At 65.6% G+C, this 26,543-nt stretch carries 23 protein-coding genes; 11 read left to right on the top strand and 12 right to left on the bottom strand.

Translation table 11 applies throughout. The features are described from left to right. The first annotated feature begins 203 nt into the window (after positions 1 to 203). Together IAE37_RS16975 and IAE37_RS16970 are read left to right on the top strand one after the other, a co-directional pair. Positions 204 to 590, top strand: a complete 387-nt coding sequence (locus IAE37_RS16975) for a DUF2501 domain-containing protein (protein ID WP_201175399.1) — start codon at positions 204 to 206, stop codon at positions 588 to 590. A gap of 36 nt (positions 591 to 626) precedes the next feature. Next, on the top strand, positions 627 to 1,451 hold the full coding sequence (locus IAE37_RS16970) for a substrate-binding periplasmic protein (protein WP_201175397.1): 825 nt from the start codon (positions 627 to 629) through the stop codon (positions 1,449 to 1,451). A gap of 11 nt (positions 1,452 to 1,462) precedes the next feature. On the opposite strand, the gene IAE37_RS16965 is transcribed toward IAE37_RS16970, so the two are convergent. Then, positions 1,463 to 2,077 (bottom strand): nucleotidyltransferase family protein, encoded by a 615-nt coding sequence (locus IAE37_RS16965; protein WP_201175395.1) that lies wholly within the window; start codon positions 2,075 to 2,077, stop codon positions 1,463 to 1,465. Between the two features lie 83 nt (positions 2,078 to 2,160). Here IAE37_RS16965 and IAE37_RS16960 point away from each other — a divergent pair, with 83 nt between their 5' ends. Genes IAE37_RS16960 through IAE37_RS16950 form a run of 3 tightly spaced genes read left to right on the top strand, consistent with a single transcriptional unit; the run spans position 2,161 to position 5,857 of the window. Beyond that, positions 2,161 to 2,667: a (2Fe-2S)-binding protein gene (locus tag IAE37_RS16960; protein ID WP_201175447.1), complete on the top strand. Its 507-nt coding sequence runs from the start codon at positions 2,161 to 2,163 to the stop codon at positions 2,665 to 2,667. Continuing rightward, positions 2,664 to 3,653 (top strand): FAD binding domain-containing protein, encoded by a 990-nt coding sequence (locus tag IAE37_RS16955; protein WP_201175393.1) that lies wholly within the window; start codon positions 2,664 to 2,666, stop codon positions 3,651 to 3,653. The genes IAE37_RS16960 and IAE37_RS16955 overlap by 4 nt, the downstream gene beginning before the upstream one ends. After that, positions 3,650 to 5,857, top strand: coding sequence for a xanthine dehydrogenase family protein molybdopterin-binding subunit (locus IAE37_RS16950; protein ID WP_201175391.1), 2,208 nt, complete (start codon positions 3,650 to 3,652; stop codon positions 5,855 to 5,857). Before IAE37_RS16955 ends, IAE37_RS16950 begins: the two co-directional genes overlap by 4 nt. On the opposite strand, the gene IAE37_RS16945 is transcribed toward IAE37_RS16950, so the two are convergent. The 4 genes from IAE37_RS16945 to IAE37_RS16930 all read right to left on the bottom strand — a co-directional run bounded on the left by IAE37_RS16945 (position 5,854) and on the right by IAE37_RS16930 (position 11,013). Beyond that, positions 5,854 to 6,876, bottom strand: a complete 1,023-nt coding sequence (locus tag IAE37_RS16945) for an XdhC family protein (protein WP_201175389.1) — start codon at positions 6,874 to 6,876, stop codon at positions 5,854 to 5,856. The genes IAE37_RS16950 and IAE37_RS16945 overlap by 4 nt on opposite strands. A gap of 71 nt (positions 6,877 to 6,947) precedes the next feature. Beyond that, positions 6,948 to 8,285, bottom strand: coding sequence for a c-type cytochrome (locus IAE37_RS16940; RefSeq protein WP_201175387.1), 1,338 nt, complete (start codon positions 8,283 to 8,285; stop codon positions 6,948 to 6,950). Between the two features lie 17 nt (positions 8,286 to 8,302). Further along, a complete protein-coding gene (locus IAE37_RS16935; protein ID WP_201175385.1) occupies positions 8,303 to 10,558 on the bottom strand; it encodes a xanthine dehydrogenase family protein molybdopterin-binding subunit in 2,256 nt (751 codons plus the stop codon). Then, on the bottom strand, positions 10,558 to 11,013 hold the full coding sequence (locus IAE37_RS16930; protein WP_201175382.1) for a (2Fe-2S)-binding protein: 456 nt from the start codon (positions 11,011 to 11,013) through the stop codon (positions 10,558 to 10,560). Before IAE37_RS16930 ends, IAE37_RS16935 begins: the two co-directional genes overlap by 1 nt. Before the next feature lie 246 nt (positions 11,014 to 11,259). Here IAE37_RS16930 and IAE37_RS16925 point away from each other — a divergent pair, with 246 nt between their 5' ends. Continuing rightward, positions 11,260 to 13,449 (top strand): OsmC domain/YcaO domain-containing protein, encoded by a 2,190-nt coding sequence (locus IAE37_RS16925; RefSeq protein WP_201175380.1) that lies wholly within the window; start codon positions 11,260 to 11,262, stop codon positions 13,447 to 13,449. A gap of 80 nt (positions 13,450 to 13,529) precedes the next feature. Here IAE37_RS16925 and IAE37_RS16920 read toward each other — a convergent pair whose 3' ends face one another. Then, on the bottom strand, positions 13,530 to 13,823 hold the full coding sequence (locus IAE37_RS16920) for a hypothetical protein (RefSeq protein ID WP_201175378.1): 294 nt from the start codon (positions 13,821 to 13,823) through the stop codon (positions 13,530 to 13,532). A gap of 188 nt (positions 13,824 to 14,011) precedes the next feature. Between IAE37_RS16920 and IAE37_RS16915 the strand changes: the two genes are divergently transcribed. From IAE37_RS16915 to IAE37_RS16900, 4 genes are all read left to right on the top strand, one after another. Then, a complete protein-coding gene (locus IAE37_RS16915; RefSeq protein ID WP_201175376.1) occupies positions 14,012 to 14,440 on the top strand; it encodes a DUF2231 domain-containing protein in 429 nt (142 codons plus the stop codon). Continuing rightward, a complete protein-coding gene (locus IAE37_RS16910) occupies positions 14,437 to 15,729 on the top strand; it encodes a PQQ-dependent sugar dehydrogenase (RefSeq protein ID WP_201175375.1) in 1,293 nt (430 codons plus the stop codon). The genes IAE37_RS16915 and IAE37_RS16910 overlap by 4 nt, the downstream gene beginning before the upstream one ends. Positions 15,730 to 15,804: 75 nt before the next feature. After that, complete coding sequence (locus tag IAE37_RS16905) at positions 15,805 to 16,383, top strand: hypothetical protein (protein WP_201175374.1); 579 nt, start codon at positions 15,805 to 15,807, stop codon at positions 16,381 to 16,383. A gap of 136 nt (positions 16,384 to 16,519) precedes the next feature. Next, the gene (locus tag IAE37_RS16900; RefSeq protein WP_201175373.1) at positions 16,520 to 17,734 is read left to right on the top strand and encodes a YeeE/YedE family protein; all 1,215 of its coding nucleotides are present in this window, start codon (positions 16,520 to 16,522) and stop codon (positions 17,732 to 17,734) included. A 56-nt stretch (positions 17,735 to 17,790) separates the two neighbouring features. On the opposite strand, the gene IAE37_RS16895 is transcribed toward IAE37_RS16900, so the two are convergent. Further along, on the bottom strand, positions 17,791 to 18,120 hold the full coding sequence (locus tag IAE37_RS16895; RefSeq protein ID WP_201175372.1) for a hypothetical protein: 330 nt from the start codon (positions 18,118 to 18,120) through the stop codon (positions 17,791 to 17,793). A 185-nt stretch (positions 18,121 to 18,305) separates the two neighbouring features. Between IAE37_RS16895 and IAE37_RS16890 the strand changes: the two genes are divergently transcribed. Beyond that, a complete protein-coding gene (locus tag IAE37_RS16890) occupies positions 18,306 to 19,055 on the top strand; it encodes a FadR/GntR family transcriptional regulator (RefSeq protein WP_201175371.1) in 750 nt (249 codons plus the stop codon). Between the two features lie 147 nt (positions 19,056 to 19,202). Here the strand turns inward: IAE37_RS16890 and IAE37_RS16885 are convergent, their stop codons facing one another. The 5 genes from IAE37_RS16885 to IAE37_RS16865 all read right to left on the bottom strand — a co-directional run bounded on the left by IAE37_RS16885 (position 19,203) and on the right by IAE37_RS16865 (position 26,334). Further along, a complete protein-coding gene (locus IAE37_RS16885) occupies positions 19,203 to 20,783 on the bottom strand; it encodes an aldehyde dehydrogenase (NADP(+)) (RefSeq protein WP_201175369.1) in 1,581 nt (526 codons plus the stop codon). A 154-nt stretch (positions 20,784 to 20,937) separates the two neighbouring features. Further along, complete coding sequence (garD, locus tag IAE37_RS16880; protein WP_201175367.1) at positions 20,938 to 22,491, bottom strand: galactarate dehydratase; 1,554 nt, start codon at positions 22,489 to 22,491, stop codon at positions 20,938 to 20,940. A gap of 76 nt (positions 22,492 to 22,567) precedes the next feature. After that, positions 22,568 to 23,929, bottom strand: coding sequence for an MFS transporter (locus tag IAE37_RS16875; protein ID WP_201175365.1), 1,362 nt, complete (start codon positions 23,927 to 23,929; stop codon positions 22,568 to 22,570). Between the two features lie 102 nt (positions 23,930 to 24,031). Beyond that, the gene (gene kdgD / locus IAE37_RS16870) at positions 24,032 to 24,943 is read right to left on the bottom strand and encodes a 5-dehydro-4-deoxyglucarate dehydratase (protein WP_201175364.1); all 912 of its coding nucleotides are present in this window, start codon (positions 24,941 to 24,943) and stop codon (positions 24,032 to 24,034) included. Positions 24,944 to 25,524: 581 nt separating this feature from the next. Continuing rightward, positions 25,525 to 26,334, bottom strand: coding sequence for a gamma-glutamyl-gamma-aminobutyrate hydrolase family protein (locus IAE37_RS16865; RefSeq protein ID WP_201175362.1), 810 nt, complete (start codon positions 26,332 to 26,334; stop codon positions 25,525 to 25,527). Between the last annotated feature and the right edge of the window lie 209 nt (positions 26,335 to 26,543).

Below are 26,543 nucleotides of genomic sequence, written 5' to 3'. Positions count from 1 at the left end.
GTTGCCTGGCACCGGCTGAGCCGGTGTTCGCGGCTGAAGCCGCTCCTACAAGGTGTCCGGATCGGATCGCGAGTCACCCGCGCGCTGGGGCATGTGCAATGCATGCCTTGGCGCAGGGGCCGAGTGGTTCAGTGGCGGGCCAGGCCGCAGATTGCTGCTAGAGTCTAATACCTGCGCATCATGGACAGGCTACAGGAGGCAACATGAGTTCCATTCGTCGTTCCACCCTTTGCATCGCGCTGGTTTCGGCCCTGGGTTCGCCGTGGGCAATGGCGGCTGGGCTGTCCGACCTCGGCGGGCTGACCGGTGCCTTGCCGAGCACCTTGACTTCGGATAGCGCCGGCAACGTTGCCGGGGTGTTGGAGTATTGCGTGAAGAACAACTACCTCAATGCCGACGCAGCATCCACCGTGAAAGACAAGTTGCTCAGCCAGGTGACCGGCGGCACCTCCGACAGCGGCTACAGCGAAGGGAGCGAGGGCACCATCACCACGTCCAGTGGCAAGGATTTCAGCCTCAGCGGGTTGAAGGAGAAGGTCACCAAGCAAGCCTGCGACCAGATCCTCAAGCAAGGCAAGTCGTTGCTCTGACCGGGGCGTCGGTGCGGGCCGGGCAGGGGTAGGCAGATGATCGGGCAATGGTTCCACGGCTCGGCTTGCCTGCTGCTTGGCTTGTGCCTGGCGGCCTCTGAAGCGTTGGCCGAGCAAACCTGCCAGCAGCTGACCGCTACGGGCAATCCCGAATACCCTCCCTATCTGTGGCGAGACCCCCAGGACCCCCAGCGCCTGATCGGCGTCAATGCCGACCTGCTCAGGCACGTGGGCCAATCCCTGGGCCTGGAAGTGCAGGTGGTGTACGCCGGCCCTTGGTCACGCGCCCAGGAAGAAGTCCGCACGGGCCACATCGACCTGCTGGCCGGTTACTTCGTCACCCAAGCCCGCCAGCAGTCGATGGACTTCATCAGCCCGCCGTTCCTGTATACGCCCAGCGTGGTCTGGGTTCGCCGGGATGGCGCTTTCGACTACGGCAAGTGGTCCGACCTCGAGGGCCGCAAGGGCGGTACCCTGGTCAACAACAGTCATGGCCAGGCGTTCGACGAGTACGCCAGGGCCAACCTCGACCTCGAAGCGGTGCCCAGCGCTCGCCAGGCGTTCGAGAAGCTGCTACTCAAGCGCAGCGATTATGTGGTGTACGAGCAATTCCCCGGAATGGCCCTGGCAGGCCAGTTGAACATGGACGAGCAACTCAAAGTGCTCGCCCCGGCAGTGTCGAGCGAGGGGCTGTACCTGGCCTTTTCCCGGGCGTCACCCTGCAACCAGCCGCAGTTGCGCGAGCGACTGGCGCAGAAGATGAAGCAGGTGGTTTCCGGGCAATTGCCGCAGCGATTGCTGGAGCGCAATCTGCAGCGCTGGAAGCAACAGCAACAGCAACCTGCGGCGCAGGCGCCCTGACCCCGTCCAGTTCATTGCCCAGGCCTGGCAAGGGCGGCAAGGTCCGCCGGCGTGTCCACATCCAGCAGCACACCGGGGTCATCGACCTCGACGCGTATGCAAGCATGGGCGTTGGCCTGAATGACCTGGCGGCCGCCCTGGTCGCCTAGTACCTGCTCCAGCGCTGTCCAGAACGCCCGGCCGAAGATCACCGGGTGGCCCCGTTGCCCCTGGTGTACCGGCACCACGATGCGATCGGCACGCGCCTGGCAGCAGAGTGCATGCAGGGTCGTTGGGGCAATCGATGGCATGTCGCCGAGCAGCACGGCGACGGCTTGGGCGGGCGAATCTTGCAGGGCGGCGATGCCTGCAGCAAGGCTCGCCGACAGCCCGACGTGCGCCTGCCGTGCCCACACCACGCTAATCCTTGGATCGATGCCCAGCAGTGACGGGTCATCGTCCGCACGCAGCACCACGCTGACATCGGAAAAATGCTCCAGTGCCTGGGCCAGGGTTGTGCCGAGCAGGGCCTGCCCGGACGGCAAGCGGGCCTGGCGCTTGTCGCTGCCGAAACGCAGACCCTGCCCAGCAGCCAGCACCAACGCGTGGCAGGGGCAGGGGCGGGTGGTCGATTGCTTTGAACGCATCTGTGAGCCCTTGGGTCGGACCTGAAAAAGCAGCATCAGCTGCGCACAAGCATACCTACCGTGAGGCAATCGTGATGACACAAATGCAAGATGCCAGCGCAGGCCTGACGATAGGCCTGACCCTCAATGGCCAGGCCAGGCAGCTGACGGTGGCGCCCTGGACGACGTTGCTCGACCTGTTGCGCGAGCAACTGGACCTGGTCGGCACCAAGAAAGGCTGCGACCACGGCCAGTGCGGTGCCTGCACGGTGCTGCGCAATGGCAGGCGGATCAACGCCTGCCTGACCCTGGCAGTGATGTGCGACGGCGAGGAGCTGACCACCATCGAAGGCCTGGCCGAGGGCGACCGCCTGCACCCTCTGCAACAGGCGTTCATCGACCAGGATGCGTTCCAGTGCGGCTACTGCACGCCAGGGCAGATCTGCTCGGCATTGGGCCTGGCTCATGAGGGCAGGGCGCATACGCCCGAGCAGCTGCGCGAAGGCATGAGCGGCAACCTGTGCCGTTGCGGTGCCTACGGCAATATCCTGGCCGCCGTGCAGCAGGCGCTGCCACTCATCCACCCAGGCAAGGGAGGGCCGCGCCCATGACGCCCTTCGCCTACAGCAAACCCTCCAGCATCGAACAGGCCTTGCGCCAGGCTGGGCCACAATCGCGCTACATCGCCGGCGGTACCAACCTGCTCGACCTGATGAAAGAGCACATCGCCAATCCGCGCACGATCATCGACATCACTGGCCTGCCATTGCGCGAGGTGAGCGAAACCGCAGGCGGCGGTGTGCGCATCGGAGCCTTGGTCAGCAACGCTGACCTGGCCTGGCATCCGCTCATCGAGCAGCGCTACCCGCTGCTGGCACAAGCGATCCTGGCGGGCGCCTCGCCGCAGTTGCGCAACATGGCCAGTACCGGCGGCAATCTGCTGCAGCGCACCCGTTGCCCGTATTTCTACGACGTCGGCAGCCCCTGCAACAAGCGCCAGCCCGGCAGCGGTTGCCCGGCGCGTAACGGTCTCAACCGCAACCACGCGATCCTCGGCGCCAGCGCGCATTGCGTCGCGGTGCACCCGTCTGACCTCTGCGTGGCTTTGGCGGCGCTGGAAGCCGTGGTGCACGTGCGCGGGCTGGGGGGTGAGCGACGCATACCTTTCGCCGACTTCCATCGTCTGCCGGGTGAGCACCCAGAGCGGGATAACTGCCTGGCCGATGATGAACTGATCCTGGCCATCGAGCTGCCCGCACCACGCTTCACCACGCGCTGCCACTACCTGAAGGTTCGCGACCGGGCTTCGTATGCATTCGCCCTGGTGTCTGTGGCTGCCGGCCTGGAACTCGCCGGTGAGCATATCGCCAGCCTGCGCCTGGCGCTGGGTGGCGTGGCCCACAAACCGTGGCGCGTAGCTGCCGTGGAGCAGCGCTTCGTCGGCCAGCCGGCCAACCCGCACACCTACGCGCAACTGGCCCAGGCGCTTTTGCAAAGTGCCCAGCCGTTGTCTGGCAATGCGTTCAAGATCCCGCTGGCGACCCAGGCGATCATTCGCGCCTTGAGCGAGGCTCAAGCCCAGGGAGGCGTCCAATGACCCACTTCGAACCCAGCAGCGGTCAGCCGCTGAACCGAATCGACGGCCCCGCCAAAGTCACCGGCCAGGCCCGCTATGCGGCAGAGTACCCGAGCGACGGCCTGCTGCATGGCCGCGTGGTCTGTAGCGTCGTGCCGCGTGGGCGCATCCGCTACATCGACTGCGCCGCGGCCCTGGCCGTACCCGGGGTGATGGCCGTGCTGCACCACGCCAACCGCCCCCCGATGGCCGGTGACGACGAGGCCTACGAAGATGCCGATGCAGCCGATGGCCAGCCGTTCCGACCGTTGTTCAACGACCGCGTTCTCTACAGCGGGCAACCGGTCGCGCTGGTCGTCGCGCAGAGCCTGGAAGCGGCTCGCCACGCCGAGGCGCTGGTGCGCATCGACATCGACCCCGAGCCGTTCGAGACCGACCTGCTGGCAGCGCTCGATCGCGCCCATCCGGCGCCGGCTGAGCTGCCCAAGCCTCGCGGCGATTTCCAGCGCGCCTTCGATGCCGCCCCGTTCAAGGTGGACGTGGCGTACAGCACGCCCAGCGAGTACCACAACCCGATGGAGCCGCACGCTTCGACGGTGATCTACCAGCCCGACGGCAGCCTGCACGTGCACGACAAGACCCAAGGCACCCAGAACAGCCAGGACTACCTGCACAAGGTGTTCGGCCTGGCCAAGGAGCAGGTGCGGGTCTGCGCGGCGTATGTCGGCGGAGCCTTCGGCTCGGGCCTGCGGCCGCAATACCAGCTGGCACTGGCAACCATGGCTGCGCTCAAGCTGCAACGCTCGGTTCGGGTGGCCCTGACCCGCCAGCAGATGTTCACCTTCGGCTATCGCCCGCGCACGCTACAGCACCTGCAACTGGCTGCCGACGCCCGGGGTCGCCTGCAGGCGGTGCGCCACCAGGCCACGGCACAGACCTCGCGTTTCGAGGACTTCACCGAGCATGTGGTGGAGTGGAGCGGCATGCTCTATCGCTGCGACAACGTGGCGATGGACTACCGCCTGGTGCCGCTGGATGTGTACACCCCGCTGGACATGCGCGCCCCGGGTGCGGCGCTGGGCTTGATCGGCCTGGAGTGCGCCATGGATGAGTTGGCCGAGGCGGTGGGGCTGGATCCGCTCGCCCTGCGCCAGGCCAACTTCACCGACAGCAATGCCAATGAGGGCAAGCCTTATTCCAGCAAGGCATTGCTCGATTGCTACCGGCAAGGCGCCGAGCGCTTCGGCTGGGCGGCCCGCGAGGTATGCCCGGGCAGCCGCCGCGAAGGCCATGAGCGGGTGGGTTGGGGCATGGCTGGCGGGGTGTGGGAAGCCATGCAGATGAAGGCCAGCGCCAAGGCGCGGCTGGACGCCGATGGCCACCTCTGGGTCAGCAGCGCCACGACCGACATCGGCACCGGAACCTACACCGTCATGACCCAGATCGCCGCCGACGCGGCGCGGATGGCAGTCGGCGACGTCACCTTCCTGCTCGGTGACAGCTCGTTGCCGACGGCGCCGCTGCAAGGCGGCTCGTTCACCGTGTCCTCGGTCGGTTCAGCCGTGCGCCAGGCGTGCGAGGTTCTACGCGGCAAGCTGGTCGAGGCGGCGAAGACGCGCTTTGGTGAATTGGCCGGCGAGCCCGCAGAGCGATTCATGATCGCAGCCGGTCGCTTGCAGGTCGGTGATCGCCACTATGAACTGGCCGAGTTGCTGCAGGGCATGCCAGGCGGCGTGCTGGAAGTGCAGTTGGACGCCGAGCCCGGCGCGCGTCGCCAGGGGTTCTCCAGCGCTACCCACTCGGCGGTGTTCGTCGAGGTACGAGTGGACGAGGCGCTGGGCACGGTTCGGGTCAGCCGGGTGGTCAGTGCGATCGCCGCAGGTCGGGTAATCAACCCCAAGACCGCTCGCAGCCAGATCCTCGGCGGTGTGGTCTGGGGCTTGAGCATGGCCCTGCACGAACAGGCCGAGGTCGATCATCACCTGGGGCGGCCGATGAATCATGACCTGGCCGCGTACCACATCCCGGTGAACGCCGATATCGGTGACATCGAGGTGCTGTTCGTCGACGAACCGGACGATATAGTCAATGAGCTGGGCTCCAAGGGCGTGGGGGAAATCGGCATCATCGGTGTCGCTGCAGCGGTGGCCAATGCCGTATACAACGCCACTGGCAAGCGCCTGCGCGACCTGCCGATCACCGTCGACAAGGTGCTGGCCGGCTAGGCGGCCGGCACCTGCGCCTCGCGGGCGCGCTTGGCCGCGCTCACGCTGATTTCGCCGGGCAAGGCGATGTGGTTCTTCGCCGCGAGGATCTGCGCCATGACGCTGACGGCGATTTCAGGCGGCGTCTTGCTGCCAATGTAGATGCCGATGGGGCCATGCAGACGCGCCAGTGAGGCCTCGGTCTCGCCGAAATGCTCGATCAGCCGTTCGCGGCGCAGCTGGCTGTTGCGCCGCGAGCCGATGGCACCGATGTAGAACGCCGGGCTGTGCAGGGCTTCGAGCAACGCCAGGTCGTCGAGCTTGGGATCGTGGCTGAGGCCGACGATGCAGGTGCGCAGGTCGGGCGCGAAGGCGCGTACCACGTCGTCCGGCATGCCGACGATCTTTTCCACTCCGGCCAGGTTCCAGCCGCTCATGTACTCGGGGCGGGGGTCGCATACCGAGACCTTGAAACCGTTGAACAGGGCCATGGTCGCCAGGTACTCGGCCAGCGCGCCGGCACCGATCAACAGCATGCGGTAGCCGGGGCCCAGGGTATTGAGCATGCGCTGGCCGTCGAACTCGAACTGCGCCGGGGCATCGCTGGCGGCAAGGCTGGCGATGCCGGTGTCCAGGTCGAGCCTGCGCTGCACCAGCTGGCCGGCGTCCAATCGCTGCAACAGCTGCTCGAGGCTTTGCCAGCAAGGGTCGAACTCCAGCACCAGGGACAGGGTGCCGCCGCAGGGCAGGCCGAAGCGGTGCGCTTCGTCGGCGCTGACGCCATAACGCACCACCTCGGGCAGCCCGGTGTGCATGCCGGGGCCGCTGTAGGCGGTGGTATAGCGGTGGATCAGGTCGTCTTCGATACAGCCGCCGGAGACGCTGCCGACCACCCGGCCATCACCGCGCAAGGCCATCATCGAGCCCACGGGGCGGGGCGACGAACCCCAGGTGCGGGCCACAGTGGCGAGCAGCACGCGTTCGCCAGCCTTGCGCCAGTCGCGGGCGGTGCGCAGGACCAGCAGGTCGATACTTTCCATGGGGTTGTCGCACCTCTGTGGATTCGGGCCATGTGCAGATATGGACCTCTGCAGCACGGCCTGGGCTCAATTCATCGCATGTGCAGGATGATCGGGCTGCTGCTGGCCGGGTCTGTGTGCCCGCGCAGCTTGCCGACCGCCTGGGCGTCGACGGCTGCGCCGTGGTTGCCCCAGGTGCTGCGCATGTAGCTCAGCACTTCGGCGATGTCCTGGTCCGACAACTGCTCGCGGAAGGCTGGCATGCGGTAGGCGTCGGGCCGGCCAGCGGCGACCACGCGCTGCGAGCCATTGAGGGTGATGTTGATCGCCGAGGCGTTTTCCTTGGCCAGGGCCGAGGTGGCACCGGCCAGCGGCGGCATCCAGGGTGCCTGCCCCTTGCCGTCCAGGCCGTGGCAGGAGGCACAGCGGGTGGCGTAGGTGTGGGCGCCGGGAGCATCGTCGATGCTGGCGGCCTGGTACTGCCAGGGCGCGCCGTCACGCCCGGCATCGCCCGGTAGCGACTTGAGGTAGCGGGCGATGGCGGTCAGGTCCTGGTCGCTCATGAACTGGGTGGAGTTGTTGAACGCCTCGGTCATCGAGCCGAATACCACCGCGTGGCGGTTGCGCCCGGTCTTGAGGAACTGGGCGATCTCGGCTTCGCTCCAGCGGCCTAGCCCTGTGTTGTGATCGTTGCGCAGGCTCGGCGCGTACCAGCCGTCGAGCAGGGCGCCGGCCAGATAGGCGCCGCCATGCTCGTCCAGGGCCTTCTCGTTGAACGCCAGGCCGCGTGGGGTGTGGCAGCTGCCGCAATGGCCAGGGCCCTGGACGATGTAGGCGCCACGGTTCCACAGCGGGTCCTGGCTGGGCTTCTCTGCGTAGGGGGTGTCGGCGGCGAACAGGCCATTCCATAGCGCGATCGGCCAGCGCAGGTTCAGCGGCCAGGGAATGCTGCTGGGGATGTTCGCCTGTTCGGCCGGCTGCACACCCTGCATGAAGAACGCGTACAACGCGCGCACGTCGTCATCGCTGAGCTTGGCGTAGGAGGGGTAGGGCATGGCCGGGTACAGCCGCCGTCCACCGGGTGCTACCCCCTGGCGCACTGCGCGGTCGAAGTCGGCCAGGCTGTAGGTGCCGATACCGGTGGCCTTGTCCGGGGTGATGTTGGTGGCGTGAATGGCGCCCAGCGGCGTGGCCATTTCCAGGCCGCCGGCGAATGGCTTGCCGTCTGGCAGGCTGTGGCAGGCGACGCAATCGCTCAGGCGGGCGACGTACTCGCCGCGCTCGACTAACGCCGCGTCGAAGCCTTGTGAAGTTTGCCCGGCAAACGGCGTGGCAGGCTCGCGGGTGACGTACCAGGCCAGCAGGCCAGCCGCTACCAGGCACGGCAGGGCCAACCAGCCTGCGGTTCTTGCGAATCGACGATGAGGCATGGGCGTTCCTTGTCCGGTCAACTGAAGGTATGGCGGCTCAGGGGCAGGCTGCGCACGCGCTGGCCGGTGAGCTGGGCCACGGCATTGGCCACCGCCGGTGCCACGGCGGGCAGCGGTGGTTCGCCGATGCCGCCCATCTTCGCCCCGCTCTCGACGATACGCACATGCACCCGGGCCATGCGCGAGGGCGGCAGGATCGGGTACAGGTCGTAGTTGCGCGCCCGTGGCTTGCCGTCGACGTACACCGCTTCCTCGAGCAGTGTCTGCGACAGGCCCAGGGCCACCGCGCCGTTGACCTGGTGCTCGATGATCGCGGGGTTGACGATGCTGCCGGGGTCGATGGCCTGCCAGATGTCGTGCACCTTGACCTGGCCGTTTTCGATCGACACTTCGGCGATCGCCGCCGCTTCCGAGCCGAACGGCGAGGCCATGGCGATACCGCGGGCGCGCTTGCTGCCATCTTCGGCGGTGAACGGCCCGCGTTTCCAACCACCGGACAATTCAAGCACCGCATCGAGCAGGTTGGTCAGCCGCGTATTGTCGCGCAGCAGGTGCCGGCGCAACCCGAGCGGGTCCTTGCCGCCCTTGTCGGCCAGTTCGTCGAGGAACGATTCATAGAAGAAGTCGTTCAGCGAGTTGCCCACCGAGCGCCAGTAGCCGAGCATCGCCGGGCCCTTGACGTAGATCTGGGCTATGCGCTTGTTGGCGATGGCGTAGGCCTTGCCCGACAGCCCTTCGAGGGCGGTCGGGTCGATCTTGTCGCCTTGCTTGCCTGCCAGGGCTTCGGTAGGGCCTTCGGTAGCGCTCACCGCTTCGATCGCAACGGGCCAGCCGTCGGCGTCGAGCCCGGCGCGGAATTTCACCACCGCGACCGGGCGCAACACGTCGCGCAGGAATTCTTCTTCACGGCTCCAGATCAACTTCACCGGACGGCCCACGGCCTTGGCCAGGGCGATGGCCTGCGGGTAGGGGTTGGCCGAGTCGTAGAGGAAGTGGCGGCCGAAGAACCCGCCCAGCAGCGGCGAATGCAGGTGGATCTGCTCGGTCGCAAGACCGGTGCGTTTGGCGATGTCGTCGCGGAACATGTCCGGGGCCTGGTTGGGCAGCCAGACCTCCAGGGTGCCGTCCGGGTTGAAGCGGGCGAGGGCGGAAGGCGGCTCCAGCTGGGCATGGTTCAGGTACTGATTGTGGTAGCTGGCCTCGATCTGGGTCTTGGCACTGGCCAGGGCTGCGGCTACATCGCCTTGGTTCTCCTCGTCGCGTGCGGTGCCGTTAGCGTGAGCGGCGGCGAGGTGGTCGCGCCAGCCGTCGCTGGAAAAATCCGCCGGCATTGGCCGCACCTGGCTATCGGCCTTTGGCTCCAGCCAGTCGACCTGCAAGGCTTCGACCGCGCGCTTGGCGTGCCACCAACGTTCGGCGACCACGGCCACCGCGCCTGGCAACGTGTGCAGCGAATGCACGCCGGGCATGGCCTTGACCTGGTCCTCGTTGCGCAGCTTGTCCACCGTCATGCCAAGACGTGGCGCATGCTGCACGGCGGCATGGAGCATGTCCGGCACCTTGATGTCGATGCAGTACACGGCCTTGCCGGTCGACTTGTCATGGGCGTCCAGGCGCCGGACCGGCTTGCCGATCCAGCGGAACTGACTGGGGTCGCGGAGCTTGACGCTGGCCGGGTCGGGCACTGGCAAGTCCATGGCACGGCCGGCCAGTTCGCCGTAGCTCAGCGAGCGGCCAGAAGCCGCATGCAGGACCTTGCCGGGCTCGGTGGACAGCTCGCCGACCGGCACACCCAGTCGCTCGGCTGCGGCCTGCATCAGCATGGCCCGAGCCAGGGCGCCGAGGCGGCGCATGGTCGGGTAGCTCATGCGCACCGACATGCTGCCGCCGGTGATGCGCATGCCGTTTTCCATGACCACGTAGGCTTCCCCAGGCGGCGCGCTGTCGACCAGGAAGTTGACCGGATCGACGTCCAGCTCCTCACCGACGATCTGCGCCATGGCGGTGAAGGGGCCTTGGCCGCCCTCCATGAACGGGCTCAGCAGGCGAACTTTGCCGTCCGGGCGAATTTCCAGAAAAGCCGGCACTTGCGTGCCGCGCTCGGGCGCAGCGGCTGCCGCCGCTTGTACCCGCGCCGAGCCCAGGGGCAGGCCGAAGCCCAGTACCAGGGCACCGACCGCGGTGCCGGCCAGGAAGCGTCTGCGCGACAGGTTGACGGTTTCGCCCAGTTGCAGCTTGAGCAGGTCTGCGGGGGTATCGACGGGCGAGTTCATCAGGCTTTCTCCCCTTCGGCGAGCGTATGCATGGCGGCATGGATGGCGTTGTAGGTGCCGCAGCGGCACAGGTTGACCATCGCCGCGTCGATCTGCTCGGTGCTGGGCTTGGCATTGTGCTTGAGCAGCGCGGTGGCGGCCATCACCTGGCCCGACTGGCAATAGCCACATTGCGCGACTTGGTGCTCGACCCAGGCAGCGACCACGCGCTTGCCCACCGCGTCGTCCTCGATCGCCTCGATGGTCGTCACTTCACGCCCGACCACGCCGGCCACCGGGGTGACGCAGGCGCGCACCACGTTGCCGTCCACCAGCACCGAGCAGGCGCCGCACTGGGCCAGGCCGCAGCCATATTTGGTACCGGTCAGCCCCAGGTCGTCGCGGATCACCCACAACAGCGGCGTATCCGCCTCGGCCTCGACCTGATAGGTCTTCTGGTTGATGCGTAGTTCCATGGCTCACCTGCTGATCATCGGTTGATGGCGTTTGCAATCGGCTGGGGAATACGTTGTTCCCCAATTCATCAACGCTAGCACAGCGGCCCGGAGGGCCTTGGATGGGGGCTGGCAAGTTCGGAGGATCGGGCAAGAAGTCCGGGGGAATGCGCAAGGGCCCGCGCTGCCAAGCAGGACTTCCCGGGCAAAAACCCGGATAATGCCGGCCAATTTCGTTCTGCACGCTTAACTCACGGTAATCCCCGCATGGAAATCAAGGTCAATTTTCTCGACAATCTCCGGCTCGAAGCCAAGTTCGACGATTTCACGGTGATCGCCGACCAGCCCATCCGCTACAAGGGCGATGGCTCGGCCCCGGGGCCGTTCGACTACTTCCTGGCCTCGTCGGCCCTGTGCGCGGCTTATTTCGTCAAGCTGTACTGCCAGACCCGCGGCATCCCCACCGAAAACATCCGCTTGTCGCAGAACAACATCGTCGACCCGGAGAACCGCTACAACCAGATCTTCAAGATCCAGGTCGAGTTGCCCGAGGACATTTCCGAGAAGGATCGCCAGGGCATCCTGCGCTCCATCGACCGTTGCACGGTGAAGAAAGTGGTGCAGACCGGGCCCGAGTTCATCATCGAGGAAGTCGACAACCTCGATGCCGATGCCCAAGGCCTGTTGATGCCGGTGGCCGACAGCACCACCTACATCGCGGGCAAGGACCTGCCGCTGGAGCAGACCATCGCCAATATGTCGGGCCTGCTCGCCGGGCTAGGCATTAAGATCGAGATCGCTTCGTGGCGCAACATCGTGCCCAACGTCTGGTCGCTGCACGTGCGTGACGCCCAGTCGCCGATGTGCTTCACCAACGGCAAGGGCAGCACCAAGGAGGCTGCGCTGGCCTCGGCGCTGGGCGAGTTCATCGAGCGGCTGAACTGCAACTTCTTCTACAACGACCAGTTCTGGGGCGAGGACATCGCCAACGCCGAGTTCGTCCACTATCCCAACGAGCAATGGTTCAAGCCAGGCGCCAAGGACGCGCTGCCCGCCGAGATCCTCGACCCGTACACCCTCGAGATCTACAACCCTGACGGCGAGCTGCGCGGCTCGCACCTTTACGACACCAACTCGGGCAGCAAGGCCCGTGGTATCTGCTCGCTGCCGTTCGTGCGCCAGTCGGACGGCGAGGTGGTGTACTTCCCGTCCAACCTGATCGAGAACCTGTACCTGAGCAACGGCATGAGCGCCGGCAACACCTTGGCCGAAGCGCAGGTGCAGTGCCTGTCGGAAATCTTCGAGCGGGCGGTGAAGCGCGAGATCCTCGAAGGCGAACTGGCCCTGCCGGACGTGCCGCAGGAGGTGCTGGCCAAGTACCCCGGCATTCTCGCCGGCATCCAGGGGCTGGAGGAGCAAGGCTTCCCGGTGCTGGTCAAGGATGCCTCGCTGGGCGGTGAATTCCCGGTGATGTGCGTGACCCTGATGAACCCGCGCACCGGTGGCGTGTTCGCCTCGTTCGGCGCTCACCCAAGCTTCGAGGTGGCGCTGGAGCGCAGCCTCACCGAGCTGCTCCAGGGCCGCAGCTTCGAGGGCCTGAACGACCTGCCGCAACCGACCTTCGAGAGCCATGCGCTGACCGAGCCGAACAACTTCGTCGAGCATTTCATCGACTCCAGTGGCGTGGTGTCGTGGCGCTTCTTCAGCGCCAAGGCCGATTTCGAATTCGTCGAGTGGGACTTCTCCGGCCATGGTGAGGACTCCAACGTCCAGGAAGCTGCGACGCTGTTCGCCATCCTAGAGGCCATGGGCAAGGAAGCGTACATGGCGGTGTACGACGATCTGGGCGCCAACGCCTGCCGGATCCTGGTGCCGGGCTATTCGGAGATCTACCCGGTCGAGGACCTGATCTGGGACAACACCAACCGCGCCCTGGGTTTCCGTGCCGACATCCTCAACCTGCACAGCCTCGACAGCCGCAGCCTCAAGCTGCTGCTCAAGCGCCTGGACAACTGCGATGTGGATGACTACACCACCATCACCACGCTGATCGGGGTCGAGTTCGACGAGAACACGGTGTGGGGCCAGTTGACCCTGCTCGAGCTCAAGCTGCTGATCTGCCTGGCCGTGCAGCGCCTGGACGAAGCCAAGGAACTGGTCGAGGCGTTCCTCCAGTTCAACGACAACACCGTCGAGCGCGGCCTGTTCTATCAAGCCTTGAACGTGGTGCTGGAGGTGATGCTGGACGACGAGCTGGAAATGGCCGACTACGAGACCAACTTCCGCCGCATGTTCGGTGACGCGCGCATGGACGCGGCGCTGGGCTCGGTGGATGGCAGCGTGCGCTTCCACGGCCTGACCCCGACCAGCATGAAGCTCGAAGGCCTCGATCGCCACCTGCGTCTGATCGAGAGCTACAAGAAGCTGCACGCAGCGCGGGCTCGGGCAGTTCGATAAAACCAGGGCAGAGTGGTCCCAGTCGCTCTTGCCGTTCGCGCGCTGGTGGTTGTCGCCAGCGCGCCGTGGCGTTTAGCTGATCAGCGTTTGCACTCGGCCACGACCACCTGGCAGGTGTCTGGCGTGCCGCCCGAGCGGCTGGCGTAGCGAATGCAGTTGTTCAGCGACTTCTGCCGGGCAATGCTCAGGGTGTTGCCCCAGGCCAGGCCGCCTTCGCCGCTTCGCGGTACGGCCTTGGCGTAGCAGTTCGAGCCCAGCGTGGCATAGCGGGCCTGCTTGGATTTGCTCGAACAACCTCCCGTCATCATCAGGCCCAGGCCGAGCAGAGCAGCCAATGCCAAGCGGGCGTAGGGCTGCAATACCAATGTGTTCATGTGCGTCTCCCGTGCTTCGCCACAGGATAATACGCTTCGCTTGGCGCTTATCACACCGCCACATCCCGATAAACCGGAACTATCGGCAACACAGGCTATCTTTTCCTAGGCGCACCCCGCGCAAGCCTGATGGACCGGGCACCGCGCTCGCTCATCGGCACCGGGTCACTGAATGATAAGGAGGCGCCGTGACCACACCAGACCAAACCCTCTATCGATGCACGCCCAGCCCGTTGCACGCGATCCTGCTGGGCGGCTCGGTCCCGCTGTTTCTCGGGGCGTTGCTGAGCGATATCGCCTACTACCAGAGCTACCAGATCCAGTGGGCCAACTTCGCTTCCTGGCTGATCGCCGGTGCCTTGTTGTGCTGTGGGCTGGCGATATTGTTCGCCCTGGCCACCCTGGTGCGGGCCGAGCGCAAGGGAGGGCGGCCGACGGTCTACCTGCTGTTGCTGGTGGTGACCTGGATCCTGGGCCTGATCAATGCCTTCGAACACGCCAAGGACGCCTGGGCGGTCATGCCCTCGGGCCTGGTGCTGTCGGTGATCGTCAGCGTGCTCGCCTGCATCGCTGCCTGGATCGGCATGAGCAATCTGCGTAACGGAGGTGCCGCATGAAGCCTACAGCTGCGTTGACCCTGTTGAGCATGGCCCTGCTGGTGAGCGCATGCGGCAGCGATGGCGAGCCCACCCAAGCCCGCGGCCCCGATCCCAAACTACCGGCGCCCGAGCGTGGCCTGCTGCCGAGCATGAAGATCGCCGAACCGACCCAATGGGGCGAGCAGAAGCCTACGGTGCCGGAGGGGTTCAGCATCACTGCGATCGCCACCGACCTGAAGATCCCGCGCCAGACCCTGGTACTGCCCAATGGCGATATCCTCGTGGCCGAAGGCCGTGGTGGCAATGCCGCCAAGCTCAAGCCCAAGGACGTGATCGCCAGCCAGATCAAGGCCAAGGGCAATACCCAGGTCAAGGGCGGCAACCGCCTGACCTTGTTGCGCGACGCCGATGGCGACGGCAAGTACGAGACCCAGAGCGTCTTCGCCGAAAACCTCAACGCCCCCTATGGCCTGGCATTCGCCGACGGCAAGCTGTACGTGGCCAACCAGGACGCGCTGGTGCGCTTCGACTACCAGGAAGGCCAGACCAAGGCCGGCGGTGCGCCGACCGTGGTGACTTCGCTGCCTGCCGAGATCAACCACCACTGGACCAAGTCCCTGGCGATCAGCCCTGACGGCCGCTACCTGTACGTGGGCATCGGCTCCAACAGCAACATCACCGAACGCGGCATGGAAGTCGAGGCCGACCGCGCCATGGTCTGGCAGATCGACGCCCAGACCGGTGCCCACCGGCCCTATGCGACCGGCCTGCGCAACCCGACGGCGCTGGCGATCCAGCCGGGCAACGGGCAGCTGTGGGCAGTGGTCAACGAGCGCGACGAACTGGGCCCGGACTTGGTGCCGGACTACCTGACCTCGGTACGCGAAGGCGCGTTCTACGGCTGGCCGTACAGCTACTGGGGGCAGAACGTCGATGAGCGGGTCAAGCCGCAGAATCCCGACAAGGTGGCCTCGGCCATCAAGCCCGACTACAGCTTGGGCTCGCACGTGGCCGCGCTTGGGGTGAGCTTCTCGCTCCCGGCCATGGGCACGCAGTTCGCCAATGGCGCCTTCGTCGGCGAGCACGGCAGCTGGAACCGGCCGAACCCGGTGGGCTACAAGGTGATCTTCGTGCCGTTCAGCGATGGCAAGCCAGCGGGTGAACCGGTCGACTTCGCCACCGGGTTCAGGGGCGAGGATGGCAAGACCCGCGGCCGTCCGGTCGGGGTGACGGTCGACCCACGCGGTGCGTTGATCATTGCCGACGATCTGGCCAATACCGTGTGGCGAGTGACGCGTAATCGATAAGTCCGGCTATCGTGAAGGAGCGGCGCGTGAAAGGTTCACGCGCCAATCCGGTCTTGATCACATGGAAGCAGGCCTATGAATCCAATTCGCTCACTCGCTCATGCCATTGCCCTCGCCACCTTGGTCGGCGCTGCCAGTTCCAGCGTGCAGGCCAACGAAATTCCGATCGGCGCCGAGGCGCTGGAAAGCCATATCCAGACCCAGGTCACGGCCATTGACCTGGCCACTCGCCAGGTGACAGTGAAGGGGGCCCACGACAAGGACGTCACCTTCCAGCTTTCGGAAAACGCCAAGTCGCTGCCCAACCTCAAGGTCGGTGACAATGTCGACATCTACGTCACCCGTGCCGTGGCCTATGTGCTCAACAGCAACGTCGGTGGCGCACCCAAGGCCAGCGCCGAGCAGGGCACCATCCGCGCCACCGCCGACAATCCCAACCCCGGCGGTGAAGCGTTTCGCCAGGTACGGGTGACCTCGAAAGTCGAGAAGATCGACCTCGACAAGCACGAAGTGACCCTGTTGCCGCCGCAAGGCAAGGTGCAGGTGGTCAAGGTCGAGAACCCCGACTTGCAGGAGCGGATGAAGAACCTCAAGGTCGGCCAGACGGTGGATGCGATCTACACCGAGGTGCTGCGCGTCGAGACCTCCCGCTGACTTGAGCGAGGAGCTGCGCAGCAGGTGCTTTGTCGCCGGCATGCCGGCGTCGGGGCCCGATGCCCAACCCAGCGCAGCATTGATCGGCCCATGGCGGTATACTCGCGCTCCGTTTGACAGTTATCCGAGTATTCCGATGGGTCTTTCCGCAACCGCCACACCCGAACCGCGCCGCCTGGGCGCGCCGATGATCGCCCTGGCCCTGCTGTTGGCAGGCGCCTGGTTCCTCAACCTCAACGCCGGCTTCAAGCAGGTGCTGTTGCTGCTGGTCGGCGCCGCCCTGGGGCTTACCCTGTACCATGCGGCGTTCGGCTTCACCTCGGCATGGCGGGTGTTCATCAACGAACGCCGGGGCGCTGGCCTGCGAGCGCAGATGGTCATGCTGACCCTGGCCGTGCTGTTGTTCTTCCCGGCCCTGTCGGCCGGCAGCCTGTTCGGCAACCCGGTCACCGGCCTGGTGGCCCCTGCCGGCGTGTCGGTGGTGTTCGGTGCGTTCATCTTCGGCATCGGCATGCAGTTGGGCGGTGGCTGTGCGTCGGGCACGCTGTTCACCGTGGGCGGTGGCAACGCGCGGATGTTGGTGACGTTGCTGTTCTTCATCATCGGCTCGGTGACCGCGACCCACCATGCCGACTGGTGGTTCGCGCTGCCGTCGCTGGCGCCGACCTCGATCGTCCAGGCCTGGGGAGTGGGTCCGGCGTTGCTGGTGAGCGTCGCAGTGTTCGCACTCATCGCCTGGGCCACCGTGGTGCTCGAGAAGCGTCGCCACGGCGCCCTGGAAGCACCGGTCAGCAGCGAACACCAGGGGCTGCGCCGTTTCCTGCGCGGGCCTTGGCCGCTGCTGTGGGGTGCGATCGCCCTGGCGCTGCTGAACTACGCGACCCTGGCACTGGCGGGGCGCCCCTGGGGCATCACCTCGGCATTCGCCCTGTGGGGCGCCAAGACCCTCCAGGGCCTGGGCATCGACGTGGGCAGCTGGGTGTTCTGGCAGGCCCCGGCCAATGCCAAGGCGTTGGCCTCGCCGCTGTGGCAGGACGTGACCACGGTCATGGACCTGGGCATCGTCCTTGGCGCCCTGCTCGCTGCGGGCCTGGCCGGGCGCTTCGCGCCAAGCCTGAAGATCCCGTTGCCGTCGCTGATCGCTGCGGTGATCGGTGGCCTGTTGCTCGGCTATGGTTCGCGCCTGGCCTATGGTTGCAACATCGGCGCGTATTTCAGCGGTATCGCCTCGGGCAGCGTGCATGGCTGGCTGTGGTTGGTGGCGGCCTACGCCGGCAACGTGATTGGTGTGCGCCTGCGGCCGCTGTTCTTTGCCGGTGAGCGCGCACCTGCGAAGCTCAGCGGCTGCTGAGACAGCTTCTTATAAAGTAGGTTATGAGTTCTTCATAACCTACTGATAAATATCGTTTATCTCTTCGCTACGGCGTGCTGCACGCACTGCTCGAAGTAGGTCTGCTTGATGGCCGCAGGCTTGAGCCGGGAACGGCTGTTGTAGGTCTGCTCGGTGATGCCGAAAGCGGTCATGCGCATCCACGGCTTGGCGAACCTGCGCACCTGCAGTTTTTTCCGCGTAGCGTACAGCGTGACGCCGGACAGCTTGGCTTGTTGCGCCTCGGCGGCGATCTGCGAGCCCCATCCACACACCTGGCGATCGTTCTGGCTAAGTGCCTTGGCCTGCGCGGCGCAGGCGGATATGGCCAGTACGGTTCCGGCGATCGTTGCTAGAAGTACTCGCATGTTGCTGTCCTAAGCTACTGATGGAAAACGGAGTTTGCCTTCGCTTCCCAATATCGGGGGCCAGCAGTTTGCCGTTATGCACGCAAGGATGGCCGGCAACGCCCGGAAATAGCACGCGGGGCGTATGTGATCGTACAACTGCTTGCGCTATCATGACGGCAGTCTTTCAAGGTGAACTTCAGGGCATGACAGAGCAGCAGGTACAGGCACGGGTCCGGCGCAAGCCGCGCAGCCTTGCCCAGGAACTGGTCACGGTACTGACCGAGCGCATTCGCAGCGGCCAGCTCAAGCGCGGCGACAAGCTGCCGACCGAGTCGCAGATCATGGCCGAAGAGGGGGTCAGCCGCACGGTGGTGCGTGAGGCGATCTCCCGGCTGCAGGCCGCAGGCCAGGTCGAGACCCGCCATGGCATCGGCACCTTCGTGCTGGACGCCCCGGCCACGGGCGGGTTCCGTATCGACCCGGCCACGGTGGTGACCCTGCGTGAAGTGCTGGCGGTGCTGGAGTTACGCATTGCCCTGGAGATCGAGTCGGCCGGCCTGGCCGCGCAGCGGCGCACCGACGAGCAACTGGCGGGTATGCGCGCGGCGCTGGATGAGCTGAACGAAGGTGCCGCTCGCGCCAGCGATGCGGTCTCGGCGGATTTCCAGTTCCACCTGCGTATCGCCCAGGCCAGCGGCAACCATTACTTCGCCGACATCATCAATCACCTGGGGTCGAGCATCATCCCGCGTACCCGGCTCAACTCGGCGCGCCTGGCCCATGATGACCAGGCGCACTATCTGGGCCGGTTGATGCACGAGCACGAGGCAATCTATGAAGCCGTGGCCCGAGGCGATAGCGAAGGGGCCAAGATGGCCATGCGCATGCACCTGAGCAACAGCCGCGAACGGCTGCGCCAGGCGCATGAGGAAGCCGAGGCGCAGGGCGCCTGACCATCCCCGGTCGCCTGTTCGGGCCCCTTCGCGGGTGAACCCGCTCCTACACCGGGCCCTGTAGGAGCGGGTTTACCCGCGAAAGGGCCCGAACAGGCAAAAAAAGAAAGCCCCGCATTCGCGGGGCTTTTTCACATCAGGTGTCGATCAGATCGCCCCTTCACTCCACTGGCCGTTCACCAGCCGACGCAGCCCCAGCGGGTTGGCGTCGCGCAGCGCTTCGGGCAGCAACGCCTGCGGGTAGTTCTGGTAGCACACCGGGCGCAGGAAGCGGTCGATGGCCAGGGTGCCGACCGACGTACCACGGGCATCGGAAGTGGCCGGGTACGGCCCGCCGTGGACCATGGCATCGCACACCTCGACACCGGTCGGGTAGCCGTTGACCAGGATACGGCCGACTTTCTCCTCCAGCAGCGGCACCAGCCAGGCGAAGGCCTCGAAGTCTTCCGCTTCGCCGATCAGGGTGGCGGTCAGCTGGCCACGCAGGCCGAGCAGGGCATCACGCAGTTGCGCATTGTCCTTGGCTTCGACGGCCACGGTGGTGGGGCCGAAGACTTCTTCCTGCAGCAGGGGGTCGGACTCCACCAACAGGCGGGCATCGGCCTTGAACAGCTGGGCGCGGGCCTGGCTGCCTTCCTGGGCCTGGCCGGCCAGGTGCTCGATGCCGGCGTGGGCGTGCAGGTGCTCCAGGCCGCCGACGTAGCTGCGCAGGCCACCGGCGTTGAGCATGGTCTGCCCGGCCTGCTGGTCGAGATGCTGGCCGAGGTCGGCGAGCAACTGGCTGTACTGCGGCGACTGCAGGCCGATGACCAGACCCGGGTTGGTGCAGAACTGCCCGGCGCCCATGCACACGGAGCCTGCCAACTCACGGGCGATGGCCTCGCCACGCTTGGCCAGGGCGCCCGGCAGGACGATCACCGGGTTGATGCTGGACATCTCGGCGAACACCGGGATCGGTTGCGGGCGTTCGGCGGCCATGCGGCACAGGGCGTCGCCGCCTTTGAGCGAACCGGTGAAGCCGACGGCCTGGATGGCCGGGTGCTTGACCAGGGGTTCACCGACGCCGCCACCGAAGACCATGTTGAACACGCCCTTGGGCATGCCAGTGCGCTCGGCGGCGCGCTGGATGGCGCAACCGACCAGGTCGGCGGTGGCCATGTGGCCGCTGTGCGCCTTGAACACTACCGGGCAACCGGCGGCCAGTGCGGCCGCGGTGTCACCGCCGGCGGTGGAGAAGGCCAGGGGGAAGTTGCTGGCACCGAACACGGCGACCGGGCCGACGCCGATGCGCATCTGGCGCAGATCCACGCGTGGCAGTGGCTGGCGCTCGGGCAGGGCCAGGTCGATGCGCGCACCGAGGAAGTCACCACGGCGCAGGACCTGGGCGAACAGGCGCATCTGGCCGCTGGTGCGGCCACGTTCACCCTGGATGCGGGCGGCCGGCAGGGCGGTTTCGCGGCAGACGATGGCGACGAAAGCATCGTCCAGTTCGTCCAGTTCGGCGGCGATGGCGTCGAGGAATTCGGCGCGGCGTGCTGGCGACAGCTGGCGGAATTCGACGAAAGCTGCGGCAGCGGCCTTGGCGGCTTGGTCGACTTCCGCTTCGGTGGCTTGGGCGAAGCTGTAGGGCAGGGCCTCGCCAGTGGTGGCGTCCAGGCTCTGCAGGCGCTGTGGGCCAGCGGCGCTGCGCTGGCCGGCGATGAAGTTGTGGCCGAGGATCTCAGGCATGGGATGCTCCTGTGCTGGTAAATGGCTGGTTGAGCGTGCTTGGCCCCTGTAGGAGCGGGTTCACCCGCGAAATGGACTCCGCGGTGCATGGCACCGGCCTTGCCGGTGTTCGCGGGTAAACCCGCTCCTACAGGGAAGCTGTGCACCCTGGGAATCAGGTAATCGGTGCCGGGTTGAACAAGGTGATGTCGTTGTGCAGCCGGTGCTGTTCGGCCCAGGTCTGCTTGCGCCCGCTGGCGACGTCGAGGTAGTAGTGGAACAGCTCCCAGCCCAGTTCCTCGATGCTCGAACGGCCGCTGGCGATGCGCCCGGCGTCGATGTCGATCAGGTCGGGCCAGCGCTGGGCCAGCTCGGTGCGGGTGCAGACCTTGACCACCGGGGCCATGGCCAGGCCGTAGGGGGTGCCGCGGCCGGTGGTGAAGACGTGGAGGTTCATGCCGGCTGCCAGTTGCAGGGTGCCGCAGACGAAGTCGCTGGCCGGGGTGGCGCAGAAGATCAGGCCCTTGCGCTGGACCCGTTCGCCTGGCCCGACCACGCCCTGGATGGCGCCGCTGCCCGACTTGACGATCGAGCCGAGGGACTTCTCGACGATGTTGGACAGCCCGCCCTTCTTGTTGCCCGGGGTGGTGTTGGCGCTGCGGTCGGCGGCGCCTTGCTGCAGGTAGCGGTCGTACCAGTCCATCTCGCGCACCAGGGCGTCGGCGACGTCCTGGTTCTCGGCGCGGGAGGTGAGCATGTAGATGGCATCGCGCACTTCGGTCACTTCCGAGAACAGCACGGTGGCCCCGGCACGCACCAGCAGGTCGGCGGCGTAGCCCAGCGCCGGGTTGGCGGTGATGCCGGAGAACGCGTCGCTGCCGCCGCACTGCATGCCGAGGATCAGTTCGCTGGCCGGTACGGTTTCGCGACGGCGCTGGTCGAGCTTCTTCAGGCGGGTCTCGGCCAGGCCCATGATCTGCTCGATCATTTCGGTAAAGCCCAGGCTGGCATCCTGCAGGCGGTACAACCAGGGGTCGCTGAGGTCCACCGACGGGTCGTCTTCGTGCATCACCTGGCCGGCCTGGAGTTTCTCGCAGCCCAGGCTGATGACCAGGGCTTCACCGCCCAGGTTGGGGTTGCGCGCCAGGTTGCGCACGGTACGGATCGGGATATAGGCGTCACGGGCATTGATCGCCACGCCGCAGCCGTAGCTGTGGGTGATGGCGACCACGTCGTCGACGTTGGGGTAGCGGGGCAACAGCTCGTCACGGATGCGCTTGACCGCATGCTCCAGCACGCCGGTGACGCACTGCACGGTGGTGGTGATGCCGAGGATGTTGCGGGTGCCGACCGTGCCGTCGGCGTTGCGGTAGCCTTCGAAGGTGAAACCATCGAGCGGTGGCAGCGGGGCAGGGACCGCGTCGCAGCGGGGCAGGCTGTCCAATTCGGGTGCCGACGGCATGGCCAGTTGGCTTTCCTGCACCCAGCTGCCCTGGCGCAGGTCTTCCAGGGCATAGCCGATGATCTGCCCGTAGCGGCGCACGGGCTCGCCCTTGGCGATGGCGACGGTAGCCACCTTGTGGCTCTGTGGTACGGCCTCGACCAGGGTCAGGCCGTCGGGAAAGCGAGCGCCTTCGCCCAGGCCACCATCGTTGACCACCACCACGACATTGTCGTCGTCGTGCAGGCGGACGTAGCGGGGCGAGTCGGAATGTTCGATCAACTGCATGGTCGTGCCCTTTTTCGATTGCTCAGGCTTTATACATCCGCCCGCCCTCGGCATGACCGGGGGCGGGCGTGTTCACTCAGGATTGCGAGGTGGCCAGTTTGCCGCCGTCGGCGGCCTCGGCCTCAGGCTTTGGGTCATCGCGCAACTCGATACGCTTGATCGGGCCGACGATCACCAGGTAGCTGAACACCGCCACCAAGGCGTTGGCACCCACATACACCAAGGCCCACTTGAACGAGCCGGTGGCGCTGATGATGTAGCCGATGACGATTGGCGTGGTGATCGAGGCGATGTTGCCGAAGGTGTTGAACAGGCCACCGGACAGCCCGGCGATCTGCTTGGGCGAGGTATCCGCCACCACTGCCCAGCCCAGCGCGCCGATGCCTTTGCCGAAGAAGGCCAGGGTCATGAAGCCGACCACCATCCATTCGGCGTCGACGTAGTTGCAGAAGACCATGGTGGTCGACAGCAACAGGCCGCAGACGATCGGCAGTTTGCGCGAGAAGGTCAGCGAATTGCCACGGCGCAGCAGCCAGTCGGAGATCACGCCGCCCAGCACGCCACCGATGAAGCCGCATACCGCCGGCAACGAAGCGATGAAGCCTGCCTTGAGGATGGTCATGCCGCGTTCCTGCACCAGGTATACCGGGAACCAGGTCAGGAAGAAGTAGGTGATGGCGTTGATGCAGTACTGGCCCAGGTACACGCCCAGGAGCATGCGGCTGGTCAGCAGTTGCTTGATATAACCCCATTTCGGGCCGTCATTGCCGCGCTTCTGGTCCATGTCGACCAGGCCACCGTTGTGCTCGATGTGCTCGAGCTCGGCCTGGCTGATACGCGGGTGCTGGCGCGGGTTGTAGATGGTCTTGAGCCAGAACATCGAGAACACGATGCCCAATGCGCCCATGACCACGAATACGTGCTCCCAGCCGAAGCTGAACACGATCCAGCCCATGATCGGGGCGAACAGCGCGGTGGCGAAATACTGCGCCGAGTTGAAGATCGCCGAGGCCGTACCGCGTTCCTGGGTTGGGAACCACGCTGCGACGATACGGGCATTGCCCGGGAACGACGGCGCTTCGGCGAAGCCGACGAGGAAGCGCAGGGTGAACAGTGTCACCACCGCCCAGGCCACCGGCAGACCGCCGACGAAGCCCTGCAGCAGGGTGAACAACGACCAGGTGAAGATGCTGAAGGCATAGACGTTCTTGGAGCCGAAACGGTCGAGCAGCCAGCCGCCGGGAATCTGGCCGGCCACGTAGGCCCAGCCGAAGGCGGAGAAGATGTAACCAAGGGTCACGGCATCGATGCCGAGGTCTTTCTGCAGGCTGGAGCCGGCGATGGCGATGGTGGCTCGGTCGGCATAGTTGATCGTGGTCACCAGGAACAGCATGAACAGGATCAGGTAGCGCACATGCGTCTTTTTCGTCGCTTGCATGCTGGTAATACTCCCACTAGTTATTTTTGTGCGGGCTAACGAGTTGTAGCCGGAGTGGGGGCAGCCCACTCCGGTCGCGGCATTGGCAGGCCGCTGGGGCGCTTATTGCGGGCCCATCTTGTCCATCAGCGCTGCGAGCATTTCGTACTCTTCGGCGGTCAGGTCGGTCAGCGGCGTGCGGACCGGGCCTGCATCGTAGCCGGCGAGCTTGGCACCAGCCTTGACGATGCTCACGGCGTAGCCGGCCTTGCGGTTACGGATGTCCAGGTACGGCAGGAAGAAATCGTCGATCAGCTTGGCCACGGTGGCGTGGTCGTCGCGGGCGATGGCGTTGTAGAAGTCCATCGCGGTCTTCGGCACGAAGTTGAACACCGCCGAGGAGTAGACCGGCACACCCAGGGCCTTGTAGGCAGCAGCATACACCTCGGCGGTTGGCAGGCCACCCAGGTAGCTGAAACGATCACCCATGCGGCGACGGATCGACACCATCAGCTCGATGTCGCCCAGGCCGTCCTTGTAGCCGATCAGGTTCGGGCAACGCTCGGCGAGTTTTTCCAGCAGGTCGGCGTTCAGGCGGCAGACGTTACGGTTGTAGACGACAACACCGATGTTCACCGATTTGCACACCGCCTCGACGTGGGCGGCGACGCCTTCCTGGCTGGCTTCGGTCAGGTAGTGCGGCAGCAGCAGCAGGCCCTTGGCCCCCAGGCGCTCGGCTTCCTGGGCGTATTCGATGGCCTGGCGGGTGGAGCCGCCGACGCCGGCGAGGATTGGCACCGACGTGGCGCAGGTGTCGACCGCGGTCTTGATCACCTGGCTGTATTCGCTGGCGGCGAGGGAGAAGAACTCACCGGTGCCACCGGCAGCGAACAGGGCGCTGGCGCCATAAGGAGCGAGCCATTCCAGGCGCTTGATGTAGCCAGCCTGGTTGAAGTCGCCCTGGGCGTTGAAGTCGGTGACCGGGAACGACAGCAGGCCGTGGGAGAGGATGGATTTCAGTTCTTGTGGATTCATTGTTATAGGCATCCTGTGGCGCTTTTGGGGGGAGAGCTAAGGTGAGAGGTAAGTTATCGTACAACTACAAGGATGACTAGTCCCCTTCGAAAAATTTTTGGATTCGGTGGTCGATTCTGGATGGGCGGTGGTGCGGATATCGAGCGCCGCCCACGCGGCGCATCGCGAGCTGCGCTCGCTCCTACGTTTGTCTCGGGCCAATCATTCCTGTGGGATTTGCGCGCGACCGCCTTGGTGTCCGCCACGGTATTGAGGTGGGCATTATGCGATACCGCGTCCTGCGCACCAGGCGGTCGCGCGCGTCTGTCACTGACGGTACTGGCCAGAAACAAATGTAGGAGCGAGCGCAGCTCGCGATGCGCCGCGCGGGCGGCGCTCGATAGCACAGGCGCTGAGGATTCACGACGACCAATCGTGGGTCATCGTATCTCTATATGAGGAGAGAGCAAAAAAAGATCGCGGAGACAGGCACGCACCCGCCGCCCGCTTCCACGGGAGATGTTCTGGGACCAGCAGAGGGTGACCGGGGAAGCAGGGGCGGCCTTGCGCCGCCCCGCGATCAAAGCTGAAGAAGCCTAGCCTCAGGCCGCCTGTTGGCGTTTCACCTGGGCTTTGCGTACCTGGGCGCGGCAGGCATCGCCGAAGGCCTGGAAGATCTTGATCGAGTCAGGGTTCTTCGCCGCCTGCCATTCCGGGTGCCATTGCACGGCGAACAGGAACGGCGAAATGCTCGGGGCGTGGATCGCTTCGACCAGGCCGTCTTCGGCGCGGGCGATCGGCTCGATACCCGCGCCCAGCTTGTGCAGGCCCTGGCCGTGCAGCGAGTTGACGCGGATCTCATCGGTGCCCAAGGCATCACGCAGCCAGCTGCCAGGCTGGATCTTCACGCCATGGACCTGGGCGTATTGCACATCGACCGGATCTTCCGGGTTCTCCCGGTGGTCGTTGAAGCCTGGCTCGGCATAGACCTTCTGGTAGATGTCGCCACCCAGGGCCACGTTGATTTCCTGCATGCCACGGCAGATGCCGAAAATCGGCAGGCCGCGCTTGATCGCCGCCTTGACCAGAGGGATGTCGAACAGGTCGCGGTCCTTGTCCTGGGCCTTGCCGGGGGTCTGGTTGTCCTGGCCGTACAAGGCTGGGTCGATGTTGCTGCCGGCACCGGTCAGGTAGACGCCGTCGGCCATGTCCAGATAGGCATCCAGGGCCTCGGTGCCACAGCAGGTGGGCACCAGCACGGGGACGCAATCGGCGAAGTCGACCAGCGGAGTGATGTATTTGTGGGTCATGACCTGATAGTCATGGCCTTTGCGCTCCTGGGTGCCCATGGTCATCAGGACGACGGGTTTGCGCAGGGAGGGTTGCTTGTTGCCAATGTTGCTGTTGGACATATGTCACCTTGGGGCAGGTCCTGCCTGCCGTTGTCGTGCAGGTGCTCGGCATGGGCCGCTGTGCTACCTGAAGCCCCGAGCACTGCCGGAGAAGGATCCGGTCGGGGCTTATCGACAGCTTGCCAGAGCCGTTCGATATGTCAAACGACTCAGCGCGCGTCGAAGCGGGCTTTTGTCCTTGTTTTTAGGCGGTGTCGGCGCTGCGCCCC

Origin of the sequence: Pseudomonas sp. S31, from assembly GCF_016648105.1 — a bacterium.
GTDB lineage: Bacteria > Pseudomonadota > Gammaproteobacteria > Pseudomonadales > Pseudomonadaceae > Aquipseudomonas.
This window is presented reverse-complemented; position numbering and strand designations above follow the sequence as displayed.

Bases quoted from the DNA above. Each gene is read 5' to 3' on its own strand.
- IAE37_RS16975 (WP_201175399.1), top strand. From the start codon at position 204: ATGAGTTCCATTCGTCGTTCCACCCTTTGCATCGCGCTGGTTTCGGCC.
- IAE37_RS16970 (WP_201175397.1), top strand. From the start codon at position 627: ATGATCGGGCAATGGTTCCACGGCTCGGCTTGCCTGCTGCTTGGCTTG.
- IAE37_RS16965 (WP_201175395.1), bottom strand. From the start codon at position 2,077: ATGCGTTCAAAGCAATCGACCACCCGCCCCTGCCCCTGCCACGCGTTG.
- IAE37_RS16960 (WP_201175447.1), top strand. From the start codon at position 2,161: ATGCAAGATGCCAGCGCAGGCCTGACGATAGGCCTGACCCTCAATGGC.
- IAE37_RS16955 (WP_201175393.1), top strand. From the start codon at position 2,664: ATGACGCCCTTCGCCTACAGCAAACCCTCCAGCATCGAACAGGCCTTG.
- IAE37_RS16950 (WP_201175391.1), top strand. From the start codon at position 3,650: ATGACCCACTTCGAACCCAGCAGCGGTCAGCCGCTGAACCGAATCGAC.
- IAE37_RS16945 (WP_201175389.1), bottom strand. From the start codon at position 6,876: ATGGAAAGTATCGACCTGCTGGTCCTGCGCACCGCCCGCGACTGGCGC.
- IAE37_RS16940 (WP_201175387.1), bottom strand. From the start codon at position 8,285: ATGCCTCATCGTCGATTCGCAAGAACCGCAGGCTGGTTGGCCCTGCCG.
- IAE37_RS16935 (WP_201175385.1), bottom strand. From the start codon at position 10,558: ATGAACTCGCCCGTCGATACCCCCGCAGACCTGCTCAAGCTGCAACTG.
- IAE37_RS16930 (WP_201175382.1), bottom strand. From the start codon at position 11,013: ATGGAACTACGCATCAACCAGAAGACCTATCAGGTCGAGGCCGAGGCG.
- IAE37_RS16925 (WP_201175380.1), top strand. From the start codon at position 11,260: ATGGAAATCAAGGTCAATTTTCTCGACAATCTCCGGCTCGAAGCCAAG.
- IAE37_RS16920 (WP_201175378.1), bottom strand. From the start codon at position 13,823: ATGAACACATTGGTATTGCAGCCCTACGCCCGCTTGGCATTGGCTGCT.
- IAE37_RS16910 (WP_201175375.1), top strand. From the start codon at position 14,437: ATGAAGCCTACAGCTGCGTTGACCCTGTTGAGCATGGCCCTGCTGGTG.
- IAE37_RS16905 (WP_201175374.1), top strand. From the start codon at position 15,805: ATGAATCCAATTCGCTCACTCGCTCATGCCATTGCCCTCGCCACCTTG.
- IAE37_RS16900 (WP_201175373.1), top strand. From the start codon at position 16,520: ATGGGTCTTTCCGCAACCGCCACACCCGAACCGCGCCGCCTGGGCGCG.
- IAE37_RS16895 (WP_201175372.1), bottom strand. From the start codon at position 18,120: ATGCGAGTACTTCTAGCAACGATCGCCGGAACCGTACTGGCCATATCC.
- IAE37_RS16890 (WP_201175371.1), top strand. From the start codon at position 18,306: ATGACAGAGCAGCAGGTACAGGCACGGGTCCGGCGCAAGCCGCGCAGC.
- IAE37_RS16885 (WP_201175369.1), bottom strand. From the start codon at position 20,783: ATGCCTGAGATCCTCGGCCACAACTTCATCGCCGGCCAGCGCAGCGCC.
- garD (WP_201175367.1), bottom strand. From the start codon at position 22,491: ATGCAGTTGATCGAACATTCCGACTCGCCCCGCTACGTCCGCCTGCAC.
- IAE37_RS16875 (WP_201175365.1), bottom strand. From the start codon at position 23,929: ATGCAAGCGACGAAAAAGACGCATGTGCGCTACCTGATCCTGTTCATG.
- kdgD (WP_201175364.1), bottom strand. From the start codon at position 24,943: ATGAATCCACAAGAACTGAAATCCATCCTCTCCCACGGCCTGCTGTCG.
- IAE37_RS16865 (WP_201175362.1), bottom strand. From the start codon at position 26,334: ATGTCCAACAGCAACATTGGCAACAAGCAACCCTCCCTGCGCAAACCC.